The 19079-nt window shown below is 59.2% G+C and carries 34 protein-coding genes and 1 pseudogene; 5 read left to right on the top strand and 30 right to left on the bottom strand.

Annotated features, from left to right (window positions below; genetic code table 11):
- Window positions 1-99: 99 nt before the first annotated feature.
- From NMQ16_RS17305 to cobA, 5 genes are read left to right on the top strand one after another with little or no spacing between them, the layout of a single operon-like run.
- Entirely contained in the window at window positions 100-885 is a 786-nt protein-coding gene (locus tag NMQ16_RS17305) for a sulfite exporter TauE/SafE family protein (RefSeq protein WP_257082200.1), read from the top strand.
- A 58-nt stretch (window positions 886-943) separates the two neighbouring features.
- Window positions 944-2626, top strand: coding sequence for a nitrite/sulfite reductase (locus NMQ16_RS17300; protein WP_257082199.1), 1683 nt, complete (start codon window positions 944-946; stop codon window positions 2624-2626).
- On the top strand, window positions 2619-3233 hold the full coding sequence (locus tag NMQ16_RS17295) for a DUF934 domain-containing protein (protein WP_257082198.1): 615 nt from the start codon (window positions 2619-2621) through the stop codon (window positions 3231-3233). The genes NMQ16_RS17300 and NMQ16_RS17295 overlap by 8 nt, the downstream gene beginning before the upstream one ends.
- Window positions 3230-3958, top strand: coding sequence for a phosphoadenylyl-sulfate reductase (locus NMQ16_RS17290; protein WP_257082197.1), 729 nt, complete (start codon window positions 3230-3232; stop codon window positions 3956-3958). The genes NMQ16_RS17295 and NMQ16_RS17290 overlap by 4 nt, the downstream gene beginning before the upstream one ends.
- 19 nt (window positions 3959-3977) lie before the next feature.
- Complete coding sequence (cobA, locus tag NMQ16_RS17285) at window positions 3978-4760, top strand: uroporphyrinogen-III C-methyltransferase (protein ID WP_257082196.1); 783 nt, start codon at window positions 3978-3980, stop codon at window positions 4758-4760.
- Window positions 4761-4836: 76 nt separating this feature from the next.
- Here the strand turns inward: cobA and rplQ are convergent, their stop codons facing one another.
- From rplQ to NMQ16_RS17135, 30 genes and pseudogenes are all read right to left on the bottom strand, one after another.
- The gene (rplQ, locus tag NMQ16_RS17280; protein WP_257082195.1) at window positions 4837-5229 is read right to left on the bottom strand and encodes a 50S ribosomal protein L17; all 393 of its coding nucleotides are present in this window, start codon (window positions 5227-5229) and stop codon (window positions 4837-4839) included.
- Between the two features lie 82 nt (window positions 5230-5311).
- Window positions 5312-6289: a DNA-directed RNA polymerase subunit alpha gene (locus NMQ16_RS17275; protein ID WP_069039322.1), complete on the bottom strand. Its 978-nt coding sequence runs from the start codon at window positions 6287-6289 to the stop codon at window positions 5312-5314.
- Window positions 6290-6331: 42 nt separating this feature from the next.
- On the bottom strand, window positions 6332-6961 hold the full coding sequence (gene rpsD / locus NMQ16_RS17270; RefSeq protein ID WP_257082194.1) for a 30S ribosomal protein S4: 630 nt from the start codon (window positions 6959-6961) through the stop codon (window positions 6332-6334).
- Window positions 6962-6974: 13 nt separating this feature from the next.
- Window positions 6975-7364, bottom strand: a complete 390-nt coding sequence (gene rpsK, locus NMQ16_RS17265) for a 30S ribosomal protein S11 (protein WP_008061749.1) — start codon at window positions 7362-7364, stop codon at window positions 6975-6977.
- A 23-nt stretch (window positions 7365-7387) separates the two neighbouring features.
- On the bottom strand, window positions 7388-7753 hold the full coding sequence (gene rpsM / locus NMQ16_RS17260) for a 30S ribosomal protein S13 (protein ID WP_069039320.1): 366 nt from the start codon (window positions 7751-7753) through the stop codon (window positions 7388-7390).
- A 54-nt stretch (window positions 7754-7807) separates the two neighbouring features.
- Entirely contained in the window at window positions 7808-7921 is a 114-nt protein-coding gene (gene rpmJ / locus NMQ16_RS17255; RefSeq protein WP_083224033.1) for a 50S ribosomal protein L36, read from the bottom strand.
- A gap of 30 nt (window positions 7922-7951) precedes the next feature.
- Window positions 7952-8170, bottom strand: a complete 219-nt coding sequence (infA, locus tag NMQ16_RS17250; protein ID WP_018413356.1) for a translation initiation factor IF-1 — start codon at window positions 8168-8170, stop codon at window positions 7952-7954.
- Window positions 8171-8176: 6 nt separating this feature from the next.
- On the bottom strand, window positions 8177-9502 hold the full coding sequence (secY, locus tag NMQ16_RS17245; RefSeq protein ID WP_257082188.1) for a preprotein translocase subunit SecY: 1326 nt from the start codon (window positions 9500-9502) through the stop codon (window positions 8177-8179).
- Between the two features lie 3 nt (window positions 9503-9505).
- Window positions 9506-9940: a 50S ribosomal protein L15 gene (gene rplO / locus NMQ16_RS17240; protein ID WP_069039318.1), complete on the bottom strand. Its 435-nt coding sequence runs from the start codon at window positions 9938-9940 to the stop codon at window positions 9506-9508.
- Entirely contained in the window at window positions 9941-10123 is a 183-nt protein-coding gene (gene rpmD / locus NMQ16_RS17235; RefSeq protein WP_069039317.1) for a 50S ribosomal protein L30, read from the bottom strand.
- An 8-nt stretch (window positions 10124-10131) separates the two neighbouring features.
- Entirely contained in the window at window positions 10132-10656 is a 525-nt protein-coding gene (rpsE, locus tag NMQ16_RS17230; RefSeq protein ID WP_069039316.1) for a 30S ribosomal protein S5, read from the bottom strand.
- 20 nt (window positions 10657-10676) lie between these two features.
- Entirely contained in the window at window positions 10677-11030 is a 354-nt protein-coding gene (gene rplR / locus NMQ16_RS17225; protein WP_257082187.1) for a 50S ribosomal protein L18, read from the bottom strand.
- An 11-nt stretch (window positions 11031-11041) separates the two neighbouring features.
- Complete coding sequence (gene rplF, locus NMQ16_RS17220) at window positions 11042-11575, bottom strand: 50S ribosomal protein L6 (RefSeq protein ID WP_257082186.1); 534 nt, start codon at window positions 11573-11575, stop codon at window positions 11042-11044.
- A 10-nt stretch (window positions 11576-11585) separates the two neighbouring features.
- Complete coding sequence (gene rpsH, locus NMQ16_RS17215) at window positions 11586-11981, bottom strand: 30S ribosomal protein S8 (protein ID WP_069039314.1); 396 nt, start codon at window positions 11979-11981, stop codon at window positions 11586-11588.
- A 12-nt stretch (window positions 11982-11993) separates the two neighbouring features.
- The gene (gene rpsN, locus NMQ16_RS17210; RefSeq protein ID WP_257082185.1) at window positions 11994-12299 is read right to left on the bottom strand and encodes a 30S ribosomal protein S14; all 306 of its coding nucleotides are present in this window, start codon (window positions 12297-12299) and stop codon (window positions 11994-11996) included.
- Between the two features lie 7 nt (window positions 12300-12306).
- A complete protein-coding gene (gene rplE, locus NMQ16_RS17205; protein ID WP_257082184.1) occupies window positions 12307-12846 on the bottom strand; it encodes a 50S ribosomal protein L5 in 540 nt (179 codons plus the stop codon).
- A gap of 37 nt (window positions 12847-12883) precedes the next feature.
- Window positions 12884-13201, bottom strand: a complete 318-nt coding sequence (gene rplX, locus NMQ16_RS17200) for a 50S ribosomal protein L24 (protein WP_257082182.1) — start codon at window positions 13199-13201, stop codon at window positions 12884-12886.
- 19 nt (window positions 13202-13220) lie between these two features.
- The gene (gene rplN / locus NMQ16_RS17195) at window positions 13221-13589 is read right to left on the bottom strand and encodes a 50S ribosomal protein L14 (RefSeq protein WP_069039310.1); all 369 of its coding nucleotides are present in this window, start codon (window positions 13587-13589) and stop codon (window positions 13221-13223) included.
- A gap of 149 nt (window positions 13590-13738) precedes the next feature.
- Window positions 13739-14008, bottom strand: a complete 270-nt coding sequence (rpsQ, locus tag NMQ16_RS17190; RefSeq protein WP_257082181.1) for a 30S ribosomal protein S17 — start codon at window positions 14006-14008, stop codon at window positions 13739-13741.
- Window positions 14005-14199, bottom strand: coding sequence for a 50S ribosomal protein L29 (gene rpmC, locus NMQ16_RS17185; protein WP_257082271.1), 195 nt, complete (start codon window positions 14197-14199; stop codon window positions 14005-14007). The genes rpsQ and rpmC overlap by 4 nt, the downstream gene beginning before the upstream one ends.
- A 3-nt stretch (window positions 14200-14202) precedes the next feature.
- Window positions 14203-14616 carry a 50S ribosomal protein L16 gene (rplP, locus tag NMQ16_RS17180; protein ID WP_069039307.1) on the bottom strand — a complete coding sequence of 138 codons (414 nt, stop codon included), beginning with the start codon at window positions 14614-14616 and terminating at the stop codon, window positions 14203-14205.
- Window positions 14585-15442: a 30S ribosomal protein S3 gene (gene rpsC, locus NMQ16_RS17175; RefSeq protein ID WP_069039306.1), complete on the bottom strand. Its 858-nt coding sequence runs from the start codon at window positions 15440-15442 to the stop codon at window positions 14585-14587. Before rpsC ends, rplP begins: the two co-directional genes overlap by 32 nt.
- 5 nt (window positions 15443-15447) lie before the next feature.
- A complete protein-coding gene (rplV, locus tag NMQ16_RS17170) occupies window positions 15448-15777 on the bottom strand; it encodes a 50S ribosomal protein L22 (protein WP_069039305.1) in 330 nt (109 codons plus the stop codon).
- 12 nt (window positions 15778-15789) lie between these two features.
- A complete protein-coding gene (gene rpsS / locus NMQ16_RS17165; RefSeq protein WP_069039304.1) occupies window positions 15790-16065 on the bottom strand; it encodes a 30S ribosomal protein S19 in 276 nt (91 codons plus the stop codon).
- 10 nt (window positions 16066-16075) lie between these two features.
- Window positions 16076-16903, bottom strand: a complete 828-nt coding sequence (rplB, locus tag NMQ16_RS17160; protein WP_257082173.1) for a 50S ribosomal protein L2 — start codon at window positions 16901-16903, stop codon at window positions 16076-16078.
- Window positions 16903-17229, bottom strand: a complete 327-nt coding sequence (gene rplW / locus NMQ16_RS17155; protein ID WP_257082172.1) for a 50S ribosomal protein L23 — start codon at window positions 17227-17229, stop codon at window positions 16903-16905. Before rplW ends, rplB begins: the two co-directional genes overlap by 1 nt.
- Window positions 17226-17849 carry a 50S ribosomal protein L4 gene (gene rplD / locus NMQ16_RS17150; protein ID WP_257082171.1) on the bottom strand — a complete coding sequence of 208 codons (624 nt, stop codon included), beginning with the start codon at window positions 17847-17849 and terminating at the stop codon, window positions 17226-17228. Before rplD ends, rplW begins: the two co-directional genes overlap by 4 nt.
- A 10-nt stretch (window positions 17850-17859) precedes the next feature.
- Window positions 17860-18501, bottom strand: coding sequence for a 50S ribosomal protein L3 (gene rplC / locus NMQ16_RS17145; protein WP_069039300.1), 642 nt, complete (start codon window positions 18499-18501; stop codon window positions 17860-17862).
- A 113-nt stretch (window positions 18502-18614) separates the two neighbouring features.
- Complete coding sequence (gene rpsJ / locus NMQ16_RS17140) at window positions 18615-18926, bottom strand: 30S ribosomal protein S10 (RefSeq protein WP_069039299.1); 312 nt, start codon at window positions 18924-18926, stop codon at window positions 18615-18617.
- A 66-nt stretch (window positions 18927-18992) separates the two neighbouring features.
- A pseudogene (locus tag NMQ16_RS17135) lies at window positions 18993-19079 on the bottom strand (elongation factor Tu); the annotation flags it as partial.

The following is a 19079-nucleotide window of genomic DNA, read 5'->3' as shown; positions in this document are numbered from 1 at the left end:
AAGTGATTTTAATCTTACTTCAAAGCATTTCCGATTATCTTGCTATCCCACTAAGCTGCAGCCTTTCCGCGCGCATCTAAACTCTAGATATACATCACCATGGAGTTCGGCTATTCCATTGCAGGTTTTTTCGTCGGTGCCATCGTCGGCCTGACCGGTGTGGGCGGCGGCTCGCTGATGACGCCGCTGCTGGTATTGCTGTTCGGCATTCACCCAGCGGTAGCCGTCGGCACCGACCTGCTGTATGCAGCACTGACCAAGGCCGGTGGCGCGCTGGTGCACGGGCGCAATCAGACTGTGGACTGGCGCATCGTGACCGGGCTGGGTTCCGGCAGCGTACCGGCGGCGGCATTGACACTGTGGTGGTTATCGACGCATTCCGGCTCCGCATATGGCAGTGCATCGATCATCAGCGGTACGCTCGGAATCGCGCTTGTGCTGACGGCCTTTGCATTGCTGTTTCGCAAGAGGCTGCAGTCAGTGGCCGAAAGGCCGGGTATACGTGAATGGCGGGAGCGCAATCTGCATGCACTGACGGTGGCTACGGGCGCCATACTCGGCGTGCTGGTCACAATCTCTTCGGTCGGCGCCGGCGCACTGGGGACAGCAGCACTGGTATTTCTCTACCCACGCCTGTCGGCGGTGCGCATTGTCGGCAGCGACATCGCCCACGCCGTGCCGCTCACGCTGGTTGCCGGGCTCGGGCATTGGTGGCTCGGCAACGTCGACTGGGCGCTGCTGGGAGCGCTGCTCATCGGATCGCTGCCCGGCATCGCGATCGGCAGCCAGGTGGCCGCACGCTTGCCGGAGCGTTTTCTTCGACCGCTGCTGGCGACCATGCTGTTCGGCATTGGCGGCAAGCTGAGCCTGAACCTTCTAGGCTGAATCATTGACACGGCGACCCGGCCTGCCGGCGGGCGCCGACGGACGGAAGATCGCATCCATGTATCGCTACGACGAATATGACCACACGCTGGTGCTCGAGCGTGTCGCGCAGTACCGGGACCAGTTGCAGCGCAACCTCGCCGGCGAACTGTCGGACGACGAGTTCCGGCCGCTTCGCCTGCAGAATGGGCTCTACATACAACGTCACGCGCCGATGCTGCGCGTCGCCATCCCGTACGGCATGCTGTCGAGTATGCAGTTGCGCAAGCTGTCCGACATCGGTCGCCGCTACGACCGCGGCTACGGCCATTTCTCGACCCGGCAGAACATGCAGTTCAACTGGCCGAAGCTCGAAGACACCGGCGACATCCTCGCCGAACTGGCCACGGTGGAAATGCACGCCATCCAGACCTCGGGCAACTGCATCCGCAACATCACGACCGACCCGTTCGCCGGCGTTGCGCCGGATGAGATCGTCGACCCGCGCCCGTACTGCGAAGTGCTGCGCCAGTGGTCAACCTTCCATCCGGAATTCGCCTTTCTGCCGCGCAAGTTCAAGATTGCCGTCAGCGGTACGCTTGAAGACCGTGCCGTGACCTACGCTCACGACGTGGGCCTGCAGTTGTACCGCGACGAAAAGGGTGATGTGCTGGCCCGCGTCATTGTCGGCGGCGGCATGGGCCGCACGCCGATACTGGGCAGCGTTATCCATGAAGCCCTGCCCTGGCAGCACCTGCCGACCTATCTCGACGCTGTTCTGCGCGTGTACAACCGCTATGGTCGTCGCGACAACGCCTACAAGGCACGCATCAAGATTCTGGTGAAGGCCATCGGCGCCGAAGCGTTCGCGCGCCAGGTGGATGAAGAGTGGCAGCTCGAGCGCGATGGCATCGCCACCGTGACGCAGGCCGAACTTGATCGCGCGCGCGCCGCATTCACCGATCCGGAGGCACCTGTTCTCCCGGAAACCGACGCAGGCTTCGACGCGAAACTCGCGTCCGATCCCGCTTTCGCCCGCTGGGTATCGCGCTGCGTGCGCGGGCACAAGCGGCCGGGCTACCGCGCGGTGACGCTGTCGTTGAAGCCGACCGGTATCGCCCCGGGTGATATTTCCTGTGAGCAGATGGACGCGCTGGCCGATCTGGCGGACCGTTACGGCTTCGGCGAACTGCGTGTGTCGCACGAACAGAATGTGGTGCTGGCCGATGTCGCGCTGGCCGACCTATACGAACTTTGGCTGGGCGCCCGCGCGCACGGACTCGCGACGCCCAACATCGGGTTGCTGACGGACATCATCTGCTGCCCGGGTGGTGATTTCTGCTCGCTGGCCAACGCAAAGTCTATCCCGATCGCGCAGGCGATCCAGGAAGCGTTCGAGAATCTTGACTACCTGTACGACGTCGGCGACCTGGAACTGAACATTTCCGGCTGCATGAATTCCTGCGGCCATCATCACGTCGGCCACATCGGCATTCTCGGCGTCGACAAGACCGGGTCCGAGTGGTACCAGGTGTCGATCGGCGGCTCGCAGGGCAACCGGACTTCGCTGGGCGACGTCATCGGCCCGTCGTTCGCGGCCGAAGAGGTGCCTGGCGTCATCAAGAAGCTGGTCGAAACTTACGTCGAACAACGCACCCCGGAAGAGCGCTTCATCGATACCGTGCGCCGCCTCGGCATGGCGCCGTTCAAGGCAAGCGTCTACGGCGAATCCACGAAGAAGGCCGAGGTGACTCATGGCTGAACTGATCCGCGGCACGGAAGTGGTGGCCGACGACTGGACCTGGGTGCGGCTGCCCGAATCGCAGGAACCCGTGCGCAAGTCGGCCGGCAAGGTGGTGCTGTTCAAGCTCACCGGCGAAAAGGCGGCGTCGGACGACGTGATTTCCGCCTGCGACATTCCGGCTGGCAAAGTACTGCTGCCGCTGTCGGTGTGGCTCCGCCGGCGCGACGAACTGGCCACACGCGCCGACGACGGCGAGATCGGCGTCTGGCTCGACAGCCACGAGGAGCCTGCCGAGCTGGCAGAAAGTCTGGGCGGGAACTTGAACAGACTGCCGCTGATCGGCGTGAACTTCCCGAAGTTCATCGACGGCCGCGGATACTCGATAGCCTTCATCCTGCGCACCCGATTTGGCTACCGGAACGAGTTGCGGGCGCTTGGCGACGTGCTGCGCGACCAGATGTTTTTCTTCCATCGCTGCGGCTTTGACGCCTATCTGCTGCGCGCCGATCAAAAGGCGGAACGCTGCATCGGCGCACTGAAGGACTTCACGGCGCCGTACCAGACCTCGACCGACGGCCAGCCACCGGTGTTTCGACGGCGCGCAGCGCCGGGAGCTGACGCATGAGTAATCCGATGATCCACCCGAACGTGACCGACGCGTTGCGCGTGAAGGTGGCCGAAAAGACCACGGCAGCGATCGACCGGCTGCGCCGTGCCGCAGCCGAGTTTCAGCCGATCGGCTTTGCGAGCAGCATGGGCGCCGAGGACATGCTGCTGACCGACCTCATTCAGAGGCACGACATCAACATCGAAATCTTCACCCTCGACACCGGCCGGCTGCCTGCCGAAACCTATGACCTGATGGCAAAGGCCGAAAGGCACTATGGTGCACACCCGGCCATCTGGTTTCCGCGCCATGAGGCAGTGGAGGAATACGCTCGCAAGCACGGCATCAACGCCTTCTACGACTCGGTCGAACTGCGCAAAGCCTGCTGCGGCATGCGCAAGGTCGAACCACTGAAGCGTGCGTTGGCAGGCAAGAGGGCGTGGATTACCGGCATGCGGGCGCAGCAGTCCACCACGCGCGCCGACCTTCCGCTGCGCGAGTTTGACGAGGCGCATGGGATCGAGAAATTCAATCCGCTCTCCGACTGGACTGAGCGCGAGGTGTGGGTTTACATCCAGACCGAAGGCGTGCCGTACAACGCACTGCACGAACAGTTCTTCCCCAGCATCGGCTGCCAGCCCTGCACGCGTGCAATATCGCCCGGCGAGGACATCCGCGCGGGTCGCTGGTGGTGGGAGAACCCGGAAAGCAAGGAGTGCGGTCTGCATGTCAAAGGCGACTGACTCGAAACTGGCCGGCAAGGTGTGGCTGGTCGGTGCGGGCCCCGGTGCGGCCGATCTGCTGACGCTGCGCGCCGCAAGGCTGCTTGCCGAGGCCGATGTCGTGCTGCACGACGCGCTCATCGGTGAGGATGTGCTGGCCCTCGCAAGCCGGGCAAAACGTATTTCAGTTGGAAAACGCTGCGGTCGGCATTCGACCGCACAGCGATTCATCAACCAGCAACTGATACACGCCGCCCGCACGCATTCCGTTGTTGTTCGCCTGAAGGGTGGCGATCCGATGCTTTTCGGCCGCGCCCATGAAGAGATGGATGCCCTCGCGGAAGCTGGCATCGACTACGAAGTGGTGCCCGGCATCACGGCAGCGAGTGCCGCCTGCGCCCAGTTGCGGGTTTCCTTGACGCGGCGCGGCCTGTCACGCTCCGTCGCGTTGCTCACGCCGCGCGCTGGCGCAGGCGAAAGTCCCTCGCAGGCTGTGCGGGCGAATGCCGACGTGCCGACATTGGCGCTCTACATGGCGTCGCACGACTCAATGGCCATCGCGCACGAACTGCTGTCTTGCGGGCGAGCTTCAGACACGCCCGTGGCACTCATCGAAAACGCCAGTCTTCCGTCGTCACGCGAATGCTTGACCACCTTATCCAGCCTTGCGGAGCGACCGGTGTCGGAACTGCTTGGGACGAACGGCGCCCCCGAGGGCGCAGTACTGGTCATGCTGGGCGAAGTGTTCAGGGAAGTACTGGCACAACGGATAGATCAATTTGCACCGCTTTCGCGGAATGCACCGAACGCAGCTTCCGCTTGAATCGTATAAAAACGGAACGGAACAGAAATAAAAAAGCCTCGCACAGCGAGGCTTTTTTTATTTCGACAAATGCAACTTACTCGGCGACTTCAACCGCCTCGTCGCTGACGTCCGGACGATCCATCAACTGAACGAACGCCATCGGTGCGTTGTCGCCCTGGCGGAACCCCATCTTCAGAATGCTGAGATAGCCACCGTTGCGGGTTGCATAACGCGGGCCGAAAACGTCGAAAATCTTGCACACGACTTCGCGATCACGCAGGCGCGAGAAAGCGAGACGACGGTTCGACAGATTGGGTGTCTTGCCGAGATTGATCAGCGGCTCAACGACGCGACGCAGTTCCTTGGCTTTCGGCACAGTGGTCTTGATTGCTTCATGACGAAGCAGCGACACTGCCATATTGCGAAACATCGCTTCACGATGCGAGCTGGTGCGATTGAGTTTTCTGAGACCGTTACGATGACGCATGATGACTCCGTAAAATTATGCGGCCACCGCGGGTCAGGCAAGTGGCCGGTTCATATTGTGACCGGGCAAACCCGGCTGGGGCTTAACCCCGATCGAGACCCGCCGGCGGCCAGTTCTCGAGCTTCATGCCAAGCGTCAGGCCGCGCGAAGCGAGCACTTCCTTGATTTCATTGAGCGACTTGCGACCCAGATTCGGGGTCTTCAGCAACTCATTCTCGGTACGCTGAATCAGATCGCCGATGTAATAGATGTTCTCGGCCTTCAGACAGTTGGCAGAGCGAACCGTCAATTCGAGATCATCAACCGGGCGGAGCAGGATCGGATCGATCTGCGCCGGACGACGGGCTTCAACAGCTGGCGCAGTACCTTCAAGTTCAGCGAAGATCGACAGCTGATCCACCAGCACACGTGCCGCATAGCGAACCGCTTCTTCAGGCTCCACCGCACCGTTGGTTTCGACGTCCATCACCAAACGATCAAGGTCCGTACGCTGTTCGACACGCGCCGATTCTACCGAGTAGCTCACTCGGCGAACCGGGCTGAAGCTCGCGTCCAGCAGGATATGGCCAATCGCCTTGCTTTCCGACGTGTGCTGACGCAGCGTGCCAGGAACATAGCCGCGGCCCTGTTCAATCTTGAACTGGAGCTCAAGCTTGCCACCCGGTGCAACGTGGGCGATGACATGTTCCGGATTGACGATCTCGACGTCATGCGTGACTTCGATATCGCCCGCCGTCACGACACCCTCACCCGTTTTCGACAGGCGAAGATACGCTTCGGATCGATTGTGCAGCTTGAGCACGACGCCCTTAAGGTTCAGCAGGATGTCGACGACATCCTCGCGAACGCCATCGAGCGTCGAGTACTCGTGCAGCACACCTTCAATCTGCACTTCAGTCGGCGCGAAGCCGGGCATGGACGACAGGAGAATGCGGCGGAGCGCGTTGCCCAGCGTGTGCCCGAATCCGCGCTCGAACGGCTCCATCACAACACGTGCGTGAGCCGGTGAAAGATTTTGTACGTCAATGATGCGCGGTTTCAAGAGAGCATTGCTTTGCATCTGCAGTCCTCAGTGACGTCAGCGAGCTGATCGCACACGCGATCAGCGGGAATACAGTTCGACAACCAAACTTTCGTTGATCGTCGACGGGAGGTCGGTGCGGGCCGGCAGAGCCTTGAACACGCCGCGAGCCGCCTTCGAATCGACATCGATCCAGTCCGGGAAGCCACGCGACGCCTGGGCTTCAAGCGCACCCTTCGAACGCAGGTGGGCCTTGGCGCGTTCGGTCAACTCGACCACGTCGCCCGGACGCACTTCGTACGACGGGATATTCACGCGCTTGCCGTTCACCAGAACACCGTTGTGACGCACCACCTGGCGCGATTCGGCACGCGATGCGCCGAAACCCATGCGATAGGCGACGGTGTCCAAGCGGCTTTCCAGCAGCTGCAGCATATTTTCGCCAGTCTGACCCTTGCGACGCACGGCCTCTGCATACACGCGGCGGAACTGGCGCTCGAGAACGCCGTAGATGCGGCGAATCTTCTGCTTTTCACGTAGCTGCTGACCGAAACCGGACAGGCGCTGCCCAGATTTCTGTCCGTGCTGCCCGGGCGCATAGGACCGACGTTCGATCGCGCACTTGTCGGTGAAGCACTTTTCGCCCTTCAGGAAGAGCTTTTCGCCTTCACGACGGCACTGACGACATTTCGGGTCGAGATTACGAGCCATTCTCTACTTCCTCTCAGATACGCCGGCGCTTGGGCGGGCGGCAGCCGTTGTGCGGGATCGGCGTGATATCGGTAATCGACGAAATCTTGATACCGAGCGCATTGAGCGCACGCACAGCCGACTCGCGGCCGGGGCCAGGCCCCTTGATGCGCACTTCCAGATTCTTCACGCCACACTCAACGGCCACCTTGCCAGCAGCTTCGGCAGCAACCTGCGCTGCAAAAGGTGTACTTTTGCGCGAGCCCTTGAAGCCAGCGCCGCCAGAAGTTGCCCATGACAGCGCATTGCCCTGGCGGTCGGTGATCGTGATGATCGTGTTATTGAAAGAAGCGTGAATGTGCGCGATCCCTTCCGCGACGTTCTTCTTGACTTTCTTCCTTACTTTTGCAGCACTCTTGACCATGATCGTGTCCTGTTAGCGGGCGCTTACTTCTTGCCGCCGGAGATCGACTTGCGCGGCCCCTTGCGGGTACGTGCATTCGTGCGGGTACGCTGACCACGAAGCGGCAGGCCGCGACGATGACGAACACCGCGGTAGCACCCGAGATCCATCAGGCGCTTGATGTTCATCGTCACTTCGCGACGAAGGTCACCTTCAATCGTGAACTTGCCGACCTCTTCCCGCAGCCGATCCATTTCGGCCTCCGAGAGGTCTTTGATCTTGGCGGTGCGGGTTACCCCGGCAGCGTCACAGATCTTTTGTGAGCGGGACCGACCGACGCCGAAGATCGCGGTGAGCGCGATCTCGGTGTGCTGGTGGTTAGGAATGTTTACGCCGGCGATACGGGCCATGCAGTCACCCCGAAAAGCGAAACCTTAAATTTTATCAAAAACCACTAGCTGGCGTCAACCTTGACGCTGCTTGTGACGTGGATCCGCGCAAATGACACGCACAACCCCGTGGCGACGAATCACTTTGCACTTGCGGCAAACGCGCTTTACAGAAGCTTGGACTTTCATCCTATTTCTCCAGCTGAACCAAACGCCGACTTACTTGGCGCGAAACACGATGCGACCTTTTGTGAGGTCATAAGGCGTGAGCTGCACCGTTACCTTGTCTCCGGGAAGAATCCGGATGTAATGCATCCTCATCTTTCCGGAAATATGCCCGAGAACCACGTGTCCATTTTCGAGCTTCACGCGAAACGTCGCATTAGGCAGGGTTTCAACAACTTCTCCCTGCATTTCAATGACATCTTCCTTGGACATAAATACCTAGCGCGTCGGGAATCCAGTCCCGCGGAAATTTGCTTTCTTCAACAAACTTTCGTACTGATGCGACATGACGTAGGCCTGAACCTGCGACATGAAATCCATCGTAACCACGACGATGATCAGCAACGACGTGCCGCCGAAATAAAACGGCACGTTCCATTTAAGGATCAGAAACTCCGGAAGCAGACACACTAGCGTTATGTAAACCGCGCCCACCAGCGTAAGGCGCGTAAGAATCTTGTCGATGTAGCGCGCAGTCTGCTCACCAGGACGGATACCGGGCACAAAGGCGCCGCTCTTCTTCAAGTTGTCTGCAGTCTCTTTGGCGTTGAAAACCAGCGCCGTGTAAAAGAAGCAGAAAAACACAATGGCAGCCGCGTACAACAGTACATACACCGGCTGACCGGGAGAAAGCGTCGCCGCGAGGTCCTTGAGCCAACGCGTGCTTTCAGTCGTGGCGAACCAACCAGCCAACGTCGCCGGGAACAAAATGATCGACGATGCAAAAATCGGCGGTATGACGCCCGCCATATTGAGCTTCAAAGGCAAATGCGAACTCTGCCCGCCGTATACCTTGTTCCCCACCTGGCGCTTCGCGTAGTTGACCAGAATCTTGCGCTGACCACGTTCGACAAAGACCACCACAGCAGTCACCGCAATGACGAGCGCCACGATGAACAAGGCCGTCAGTTCATGCATCGCCCCGGTGTTCACCAATTCAAGCAAGCCGCCTATAGCACCTGGCAGACCAGCTGCGATTCCTGCAAAAATGATTATCGAGATCCCGTTACCAACACCGCGTTCGGTAATCTGTTCGCCCAACCACATCAGAAACATCGTGCCGGTTACTAGTGTCGAGATCGTCACGAATCGGAACATCAAGCCCGGGTCGAGCACCAACCCCGGCTGTGACTCAAGCGCAATCGAAATCCCGATTGCCTGAAACAACGCGAGCACCAGCGTTCCGTAACGCGTGTATTGCGTGATTTTCCTGCGTCCCGCTTCGCCTTCCTTCTTGAGCGCTTCAAGTGTCGGAACAGCAACCGTGAGCAATTGCATGATGATCGACGCCGAAATGTACGGCATGATCCCCAGCGCGAAAATCGTGAATCGCGAAAGAGCGCCCCCGGAAAACAGGTTGAACACTCCAAGAATGCCGCCCTGCTGCCCCTGAAACAACTCTGCAAGACGCGCAGGGTCAATGCCGGGAACAGGTATATGCGCGCCCAGTCGGTAGACGATAAGCGCGCCTGCAAGAAACCACAGGCGACGCCATAGGTCTCCGAATTTTGCGCTACGACCAGGCTGCTGGGCGGCAGTGACCAAAACTTACTCCCCGACCTGGCCGCCAGCCGCTTCAATAGCAGCCCGCGCGCCCTTCGTCGCACCAATTCCGCGCAGCGCAACCTTCCGAGTGATCTCGCCAGACAGAACAACCTTTGCAGCCAGCGCATCACGCGGCACGAGATTGAATTGCTTCAGTACGAGCAGATCGATCTCTTCGACCGGCAGGCGCGACAGCGAAGACAAGTTCACCTCAGCATTACGTGCCCGCGTAAGCGACTTGAACCCACGCTTCGGGAGACGGCGCTGGAGAGGCATTTGACCGCCTTCAAAACCAACGCTTTTCCAACCGCCAGAGCGCGACTTCTGGCCCTTGTGACCACGTCCACACGTCTTGCCCAAACCGCTGCCGATGCCGCGACCAACACGGCGACGGGCGTGCTTGGAGCCCTCAGCGGGCTTGATATCGTTCAGTTCCATTTACGCCTCGAGCTTCAGCAGATAGACCACCTTGTTGATCATGCCGCGAACCGCAGGCGTATCTTCAAGGACGACGGTATGGTTGATACGACGCAGGCCCAATCCGCGGACCGTTGCGCGGTGATCCTGCTTGCGACCGATCAGGCTCTTGATCAGCGTAACCTTCAGAGTTTTTTCAGCCATGTGCGACCTCAGCCGAGAATTTCCGCAACGGTCTTGCCGCGCTTGGCAGCAATGTCGGACGGAGTGCTCATGCGCGAAAGACCATTCAGCGTCGCACGCACAAGATTGTAAGGATTGGACGAACCAAGCGACTTCGCCACCACGTCCGTAACGCCCATGACTTCAAACACGGCGCGCATCGGACCGCCTGCGATGATGCCCGTGCCGGGCGCAGCAGGTTGAATCAGTACCGTAGAAGCACCGTGGTGCCCAATGATCTGATGATGGAAACTTCCATTGCGAAGACTGACGCGCGACATCTTGCGTCGCGCCTCTTCCATCGCCTTCTGGACGGCAACAGGCACTTCACGCGCCTTGCCTTTGCCCATGCCAATGCCGCCATCCCCGTCGCCCACGACGGTCAGAGCTGCGAAACCGAGAATACGACCCCCCTTCACCACCTTCGTGACACGGTTGATCGATACCATTTTTTCACGCAGGCCATCATCGCGTTCTTCCTGGGCCTGGTGTTGCTTGCGTTGTGGTTTAGCCATCGCTTTAGTTGCCTGAACAGTTAGAACTTAAGACCGCCTTCGCGGGCGGCCTCAGCGAGCGCCTTGATACGGCCGTGATACTTGAATCCACCACGGTCGAAGGCAACCTGCTCGACACCTTGGGCGCGTGCGCGCTCGGCGATGAGCTTTCCCACCAGCGTTGCTGCCTGTACGTTTCCGCCACTGCTCAACTCTTTGCGCACCGACTCTTCCACAGTCGATGCAGCTGCAATGACGCGAGTACCGCAGCCCGAATAAACTTGGGCGTAAATGTGGCTGTTGCTGCGATGAACCGACAGTCGAACTGCCTTCAGTTGCGCGATCCGTGCGCGAGTCTGGCGGGAACGACGCAAACGGGATTGATTCTTGTCCATGTTCGTCACCCCTACTTCTTCTTCGTCTCTTTGATTACCACCACCTCATCCGAATAACGGACACCCTTGCCCTTGTAAGGCTCCGGTTGGCGGTAAGCCCTGATTTCGGCAGCAACCTGACCCACCAGCTGCTTGTCGATACCCTTGATGCGTATTTCCGTCTGGACAGGCGTCTCTACCTTGATACCGGCAGGCATCTCATGCACAACGGGGTGCGAGAAGCCAAGCGACAAATTGAGTTTGTCGCCTTGAGCCTGTGCCTTGTAGCCGACACCGACCAGCATGAGCTTGCGCTCGAAGCCCTGCGTCACGCCCTGAACCATGTTTGCAACGAGTGCGCGCATGGTGCCGGACAGTGCCTTTGTGTTTTCCCTGCCTTCAATCTGAGCGAAGCGGACTTCGGCAGCATCGACGGACACCGCGACCGCCGGATTGATGACTCGACTGATTTCCCCAAGCGGGCCCTTAACCAAAAGCTCACCGTTATTCAGCGCAACAGTGACACCTTTAGGAACGACAACCGGGTTTTTCGCTATACGTGACATGTCAGTTTCCTCAAGCCACGATGCAGAGCACTTCGCCACCGACCTTCTCGGCGCGTGCCTTGCGATCGGTCATGACACCGCGCGGCGTCGAAACGATGGCCACACCAAGACCATTCATGACACGCGGAAGATCATCGGAGCCGCGATACACGCGGAGACCGGGGCGGCTTATTCTTTCGATGCGTTCGATGACCGGACGCCCCGAGTAATATTTGAGCACCAACTCAAGATCGGCCTTCTGACCGTTTGCACGGACGGAAAAACCTTCAATGTAGCCTTCGGACTGCAGCACCCCGGCGATCGCAACCTTGATCTTCGAGGAAGGCATGACAACAGAGCCTTTCTGCGCCATTTGTGCATTGCGGATGCGGGTCAGCATGTCCGCAATCGGATCACTCATGCTCATCTTGTACCCCTGTTACCAACTAGCCTTGACCATCCCGGGCACTTCACCCCGGAAGGCCGCTTCACGCAACTTCATGCGACACAGACCAAACTTGCGAAACACCCCGCGCGGACGACCGGTCTGTTCGCAACGGTTGCGCAGACGGGTCGGATTCGCGTTGCGCGGCAGCGCCTGCAGCTTGAGGCGCGCGGATGCATGATCCGAATCGCTCGCCGACATGTCGGCAATGGTTGCTTCGAGAGCAGCGCGCTTGGCGGCAAACTTGGCGACCAGCTTTTCACGCTTTTTCTCGCGGTTAATCAATGACAACTTGGCCATGGCAACCTCAATTCTTGAACGGGAATTTGAATGCAGCGAGAAGAGCCTTGGCTTCTTCGTCGGTCTTGGCGGTGGTCGTAATGCTGATATTCATCCCGCGGAGCACGTCGATCTTGTCGTACTCGATTTCGGGAAAAATGATCTGTTCCTTGACGCCCACGTTGTAGTTGCCGCGGCCATCAAAACCCTTGCCGGACACACCACGGAAGTCGCGAACACGCGGCATTGCCACAGTTATCAGTCGGTCAAGAAACTCGAACATGCGCGGACCGCGCAGCGTCACCATGCAACCGATCGGGTAGCCCTGGCGAATCTTGAAACCAGCGATCGCCTTGCGGGCTTTGGTGATGACCGGCTTTTGTCCGGCTATCTTCACCATATCGCCCACAGCGTGCTCAAGCACCTTCTTGTCACCAATCGCCTCACCGACGCCCATATTGAGCGTGATCTTGGTGATGCGCGGCACTTCCATCACCGATTTGTAGCCGAAGCGGGTCGTCAACTCACTCACCACGGCTTCTTTGTAATACTGCTGCAAGCGCGCCATCGTCATTCCTTATCCCAGACTGCCGGAGGAGAGGCCTTCAGGCCTTCACCAACTCGCCGTTCGACTTGAAGAAGCGCACTTTCGTACCATCTTCAAGAGTTTTGATACCAACCCGATCACCCTTGCTGGTGGCTGGGTTGAACAGCGCCACGTTGGAAATGTCGATCGGCATTTCCTTCTCGACGATGCCACCCTGCTGGCCTTTCATCGGGTTCGGACGCTGATGCTTCTTGACGCGGTTGATGCCTTCGACCAGCACCGCACGCTCATCAACGCGGCGCAATACGGTTCCGCGACGTCCGCGATCCTTGCCGGCCAGCACAACAACTTCGTCGCCCTTGCGAATCTTTTCCATCAATATTCTCCCGCGGGCCTCAGAGGACTTCTGGCGCCAGCGACACGATCTTCATGAACCGCTCGCCACGCAACTCGCGCGTGACGGGCCCAAAAATGCGCGTGCCGATCGGCTCAAGCTTGTTGTTCAACAACACAGCAGCATTGTTGTCGAACTTGACAAGCGAACCGTCCGGGCGACGGACACCCTTGGCGGTGCGCACGACGACAGCGTTGTAGACTTCGCCCTTTTTTACGCGACCACGGGGGGCTGCGTCCTTGATCGTGACCTTGATCACGTCGCCAATGCCCGCATAGCGGCGCTTGGAACCCCCAAGCACCTTGATACACATCACCGACCGCGCGCCCGTGTTGTCGGCCACGTTCAGGATGGATTGCATCTGGATCATTTAATTTCTCCAACTTATCCCGCTCAAAGAGCGGTCAGTCTTGGACCCGTCAGGGTTTAGGACGAGCCCAACAGATTCAAGGCTCGATAAAGCACAGCACGCAACAATAGCATGCCGGGAGGAGGCGAGCAAGCCCCTCCCGTGCCCAATCAGATGATTCGTGCCACTTCCATAACCTGTGTCACCTTCCACGCCTTGGTCCGGCTGATCGGACGACACTCGACGATCTGAACCAGATCGCCCTCGTGCGCCTCGAGGCCTTCGACATGCGCGTGATACTTCTTCGAACGCATGATGACCTTGCCATAGAGCGGATGCTTGACGCGGCGCTCGACCAGGACCGTCACGGTCTTTTCCATTTTGTCACTGACCACACGCCCGACCAGCGTGCGATTGACCTTTTGATTGGTCTCGCTCATTTCGCGTTCGCCTTTTCCTGCAGCAGCGTACGCACGCGAGCGATATCGCGGCGAACGTTCTTCAGCTGGTTGGTATTGGTCAACTGCTGGGTGGCCTTCTGCATGCGCATGGAAAACTGCGCCTTCAGAAGCTCGATCAGCTCCGTATTCAATTCGGCGGTGTCTTTGACCCGCAGATCCTTTGCTTTCATCACTTACCCCAGTTGTCGTATGACAAAGGTGGTTTCAAGCGGAAGCTTGGCCGCAGCGAGGCGGAACGCCTCGCGCGCCAAGGCTTCGTCGACGCCATCCATCTCGTAAAGCACTTTGCCCGGCTGGATTTCGGCCACCCAATACTCCGGGTTGCCCTTGCCGTTACCCATGCGAACCTCGGCGGGCTTCTGCGAGATCGGCTTGTCCGGGAAAATCCGGATCCAGATGCGACCACCCCGCTTGATGTGGCGGGTCATCGCGCGACGTGCCGCCTCGATCTGGCGAGCCGTCAGACGGCCGCGCGCAGTTGCCTTGAGACCATACTCGCCGAACGAAACCTTCGTGCCGCGGGTGGCGAGGCCCTTGTTGCGGCCCTTTTGCTCCTTACGATACTTCCTTCTCGCCGGCTGCAGCATTATTAGCTCCTGACTTTCTGACTCGTTTCGAAGTGCCCTTCACGTCGGCATCTGCCGGCGCGGCAGCACCTTCGGGCTTGGCATCGCGTGCCGGGCGACGGCCTGCCGGCGGGCGGTTATCGCCTTCCGGACGGCGACCATCACGACGCGGACGGCGTGCATTGTCGTTCTCCTCGGTAACCGCCGGGGCTTCGCCACGGGCGAGCATCTCGCCCTTGAAGACCCAGACCTTGATACCGATGACACCGTAGGTCGTCTTGGCTTCCGACGTACCGTAATCGATGTCAGCGCGCAGGGTGTGCAGAGGCACGCGACCTTCGCGGTACCACTCTCGACGAGCGATCTCGATGCCGTTCAGGCGACCCGACGACATAATCTTGATGCCTTGGGCTCCGAGACGCATCGCATTCTGCATCGCACGCTTCATTGCGCGACGGAACATGATCCGCTTTTCGAGCTGCTGGGCGATTGAGTCCGCGATCAGTTGAGCATCAATTTCCGGCTTGCGGATCTCCTCGATGTTCACATGTACCGGCACCCCCATCATCTTGGCGAGCTGTGCCTTGATCAGTTCGATCTCTTCACCTTTCTTCCCAATCACGACCCCAGGGCGAGCCGAAAAGACGGTGATGCGGGCGTTCTTTGCCGGACGCTCAATGATGACGCGGCCCACCGAAGCGTGCGCGAGCTTCTTCTTGAGGAACGCGCGAACTTCGAGGTCCTGATTCAGCATGCGGCTGAAGTCTTTGCTCGAAGCGAACCAGCGTGACGTCCAGTTGTGCGTGACCGCCAAACGGAAGCCGGTCGGATGAATCTTCTGTCCCATAACCTTCAGTCTCCAACCGTGACGAACACGTGGCAGGTCTGCTTCACGATCTGATTGCCGCGACCCTTTGCACGAGCGGTGAAACGCTTCAGCACCGCGCCCTTTTCCACGTAGATGGTCTTCACTTTAAGGCTGTCGATGTCAGCGCCATCGTTATGCTCAGCGTTGGCGATTGCGGACTCAACGACCTTCTTGATGATCTTGGCGCCCTTTTTCGGGCTGAACGCCAGAATGTTAAGAGCCTGACCAACCGGTTTGCCGCGGACGAGATCGGCAACCAGCCGACCTTTCTGCGCCGACAGGCGCACGCCGCGAAGATTTGCACGGGTTTCCATAGTCATCGCTCCTTACTTCTTGGCTTTCTTGCCGGCGGTGTGACCCTTGAACGTCCGGGTCAGCGCGAACTCGCCGAGCTTGTGACCGACCATGTTTTCCGAAACATAGACCGGAATGTGCTGACGACCGTTGTGTACCGCGATGGTCAGACCGATGAAATCGGGCAGCACCGTCGAACGACGCGACCAGGTCTTGATCGGGCGCTTGTCGTTGGAGGAGCGTGCCGTATCCACCTTGGCCAGCAGGTGGGCATCGACGAACGGGCCCTTCTTGATTGAACGTGCCATTGCCTACCTCTTATCGCTTGTAACGGCGCTGCACGATCATGTTGCTCGTGCGCTTGTTGCTGCGGGTACGGTAGCCCTTGGTCGGCTGCCCCCACGGACTGACCGGCACACGGCCTTCGCCGGTACGGCCTTCACCACCACCGTGCGGGTGGTCGATCGGATTCATTGCTGTACCGCGGACAGTCGGGCGGACACCGCGCCAACGGGTTGCGCCGGCCTTGCCGAGTTTGCGAAGGTTGTTCTCTTCGTTGCCGACTTCACCAACCGTAGCGCGACATTCCACATGCACGCGACGGATTTCACCGGAGCGCAACCGCAACTGGGCATAACTGCCTTCACGCGCGAGCAACTGGACCGAGGTGCCTGCAGCACGCGCAATCTGCGCGCCCTTGCCCGGCATCATTTCGATGCAATGCACAGTAGAGCCAACAGGGATATTGCGCAGCGGCAATGTGTTGCCCGACTTGATCGGTGCTTCGGAACCGCTGAGCAACTGCTGCCCCACGACAAGACCCTTAGGCGCAATGATGTAACGACGCTCACCATCTGCATAACACAGCAGCGCGATGTGCGCCGAACGATTCGGATCGTATTCGATACGCTCAACCTTCGCCGGGATGCCGTCCTTGTTGCGACGGAAATCAATCACACGATACTGCTGACGATGACCACCACCTTTGTGACGGGTAGTGATGTGTCCGTGATTGTTGCGACCAGCCGTCTTGCTCTGACTTTCGGTCAGCGAATCCAGTGGGCGGCCCTTGTACAGGCTCGAATTGACGACCTTGACGACGGCACGGCGGCCGGCCGACGTCGGTTTGACTTTGACGAGTGCCATCAGACAACTCCTCCTTCAGCAAACTGGATGTCCTGGCCGCGCTTTATGCACACGAATGCCTTCTTCCAGTCACTGCGCCGGCCGAAACTGCGGCCGAAACGCTTTACCTTGCCCTTGACGTTCAGAACCTGGACCGACAACACCTCGATCTTGTTGTCGCCCTTGCTGAACAGCAATTCAACCGCCGCCTTGATTTCCGGCTTGGTCGCATCGGATGCAACCTTGAACACCACCTGATTGTTGCGGTCGGCGATGAAGGTTGCCTTCTCGGAAATCTGCGGCGCGAGCAGTACCTGCATCAGCCTTTCCTGCGAAAAGTTGCTCATGCCCACATCTCCTCGAATTTGCTCATCGCGTTGCGCGTGATCAGCACCTTGCCGAAACGGATGAGCGAAACCGGGTCCGCTTCATGCGCCTCGAGCACGAGCACGTTGTGCAGGTTGCGCGACGACAGGAACAGGTTCTCATCCAGCTCGTCCGTGATCACCAGAACCGAATCAAGCCCCATGTCCTTGAGCTTGCTCGAAAGCAGCTTGGTCTTGGGCGCGTCGATGCTGAAGCTCTCGACCACGGCTACGCGATCTTCGCGTGCCAACTGGGAGAGGATCGCGGCGATACCTGCGCGATACATCTTGCGATTCACCTTCTGCGAGAAATTCTCGTCAGGCGAATTCGGGAAAATGCGACCGCCCCCACGCCAAAGCGGGCTTGAGGACATACCGGCGCGCGCACGGCCAGTTCCCTTCTGGCGCCACGGCTTGCGGGTCGTGTGCTTAACCAGAGTACGGTCTTTCTGGGCACGCGTGCCCTGGCGTGCGTTGGCTTGATACGCCACCACCACCTGATGTACCAGTGCTTCGTTGTATTCGCGGGCAAACAGCGCGTCGGGTGCCTGCACCGTCGACGACTGCTGACCTGCATCATTCAGTACTTTCAATTCAGCCATCGCGCTCTCCTCAGCCCTTGACCGCGGGCAGGACGATTACGTCACCACCCTTGGAACCCGGAACTGCGCCCTTGATGAGCAGCAACTGACGGGCTTCGTCGATACGCACGACTTCGAGGCCCTGTTGGGTGCGCTTGACGTCACCCAGATGGCCGGCCATGCGCTTGCCTGGGAACACGCGACCCGGATCTTGCGCCATGCCGATCGAGCCAGCAGAGTTGTGCGAGACCGAATTGCCGTGCGACGCGCGGTTTGATGAAAAGTGGTGACGCTTGATGGCACCTGCATAGCCTTTGCCGATCGTCGTACCCGTCACGTCCACCTTTTGACCAACAGCAAACACAGCTGCCGGGCTGATGGTGTCACCCGCCTTGAACTGTTCGAGTTGGGCTGCGTCGACGCGGAACTCGCGCAGCACCTGTCCTGCTTCGACACCTGCCTTGGCGAAGTGGCCTGCTGCGGCCTTGTTCACGCGAGTAGCGCGACGCTTGCCGAAAGCAACCTGCACCGACGAGTAGCCGTCGGTTTCTGCTGTCTTGATCTGGGTGACGCGATTGTTCGACACATCGACCACTGTCACCGGAACGGTCTGTCCGTCATCGGTGAAAATGCGCGTCATGCCGACCTTGCGACCCACAAGGCCTAAAGTCATGTTTATTCTCCTCATCCCGGTTGCGATTGACCGAGATTCGTTTCAACTGCCACCGGAACCTCCGGTGACCCTTGCCCGGCAAAAAGAACGCCGGAAAAAGACTGCACTACTTTTTACTGAAGCTTGATTTCCACATCAACGCCAGCCGGCAAATCGAGCTTCATCAATGCGTCAACAGTCTTGTCGGTCGGATCGATGATGTCCATCAGACGGACATGGGTGCGAATTTCGAACTGGTCACGCGACGTCTTGTTGACGTGCGGCGAGCGCAGGATGTTGAAACGCTCAATGCGCGTGGGCAACGGCACCGGGCCACGGACAACGGCACCGGTACGCTTTGCGGTATCCACGATTTCAAGAGCCGACTGATCGATCAAACGGTAGTCGAAAGCTTTGAGACGGATACGGATTTTCTGGCTTGCCATTTTGTTTCCTAAAGAGCGAAAGAGCGACCCCGGCCGGCTCACGCAGGCCGGGGCACATCAACCTGCTTAAGCGATGATCTTGGCAACCACGCCCGCGCCCACCGTACGACCGCCTTCGCGAATCGCAAAGCGCAGACCTTCTTCCATCGCGAT

The organism is Methyloversatilis sp. XJ19-49, from assembly GCF_024580145.1.
Lineage (GTDB): Bacteria > Pseudomonadota > Gammaproteobacteria > Burkholderiales > Rhodocyclaceae > Methyloversatilis.
The sequence above is the reverse complement of the archived record's forward strand: the minus strand, read 5'-3'. Positions and strand labels throughout refer to the sequence as shown.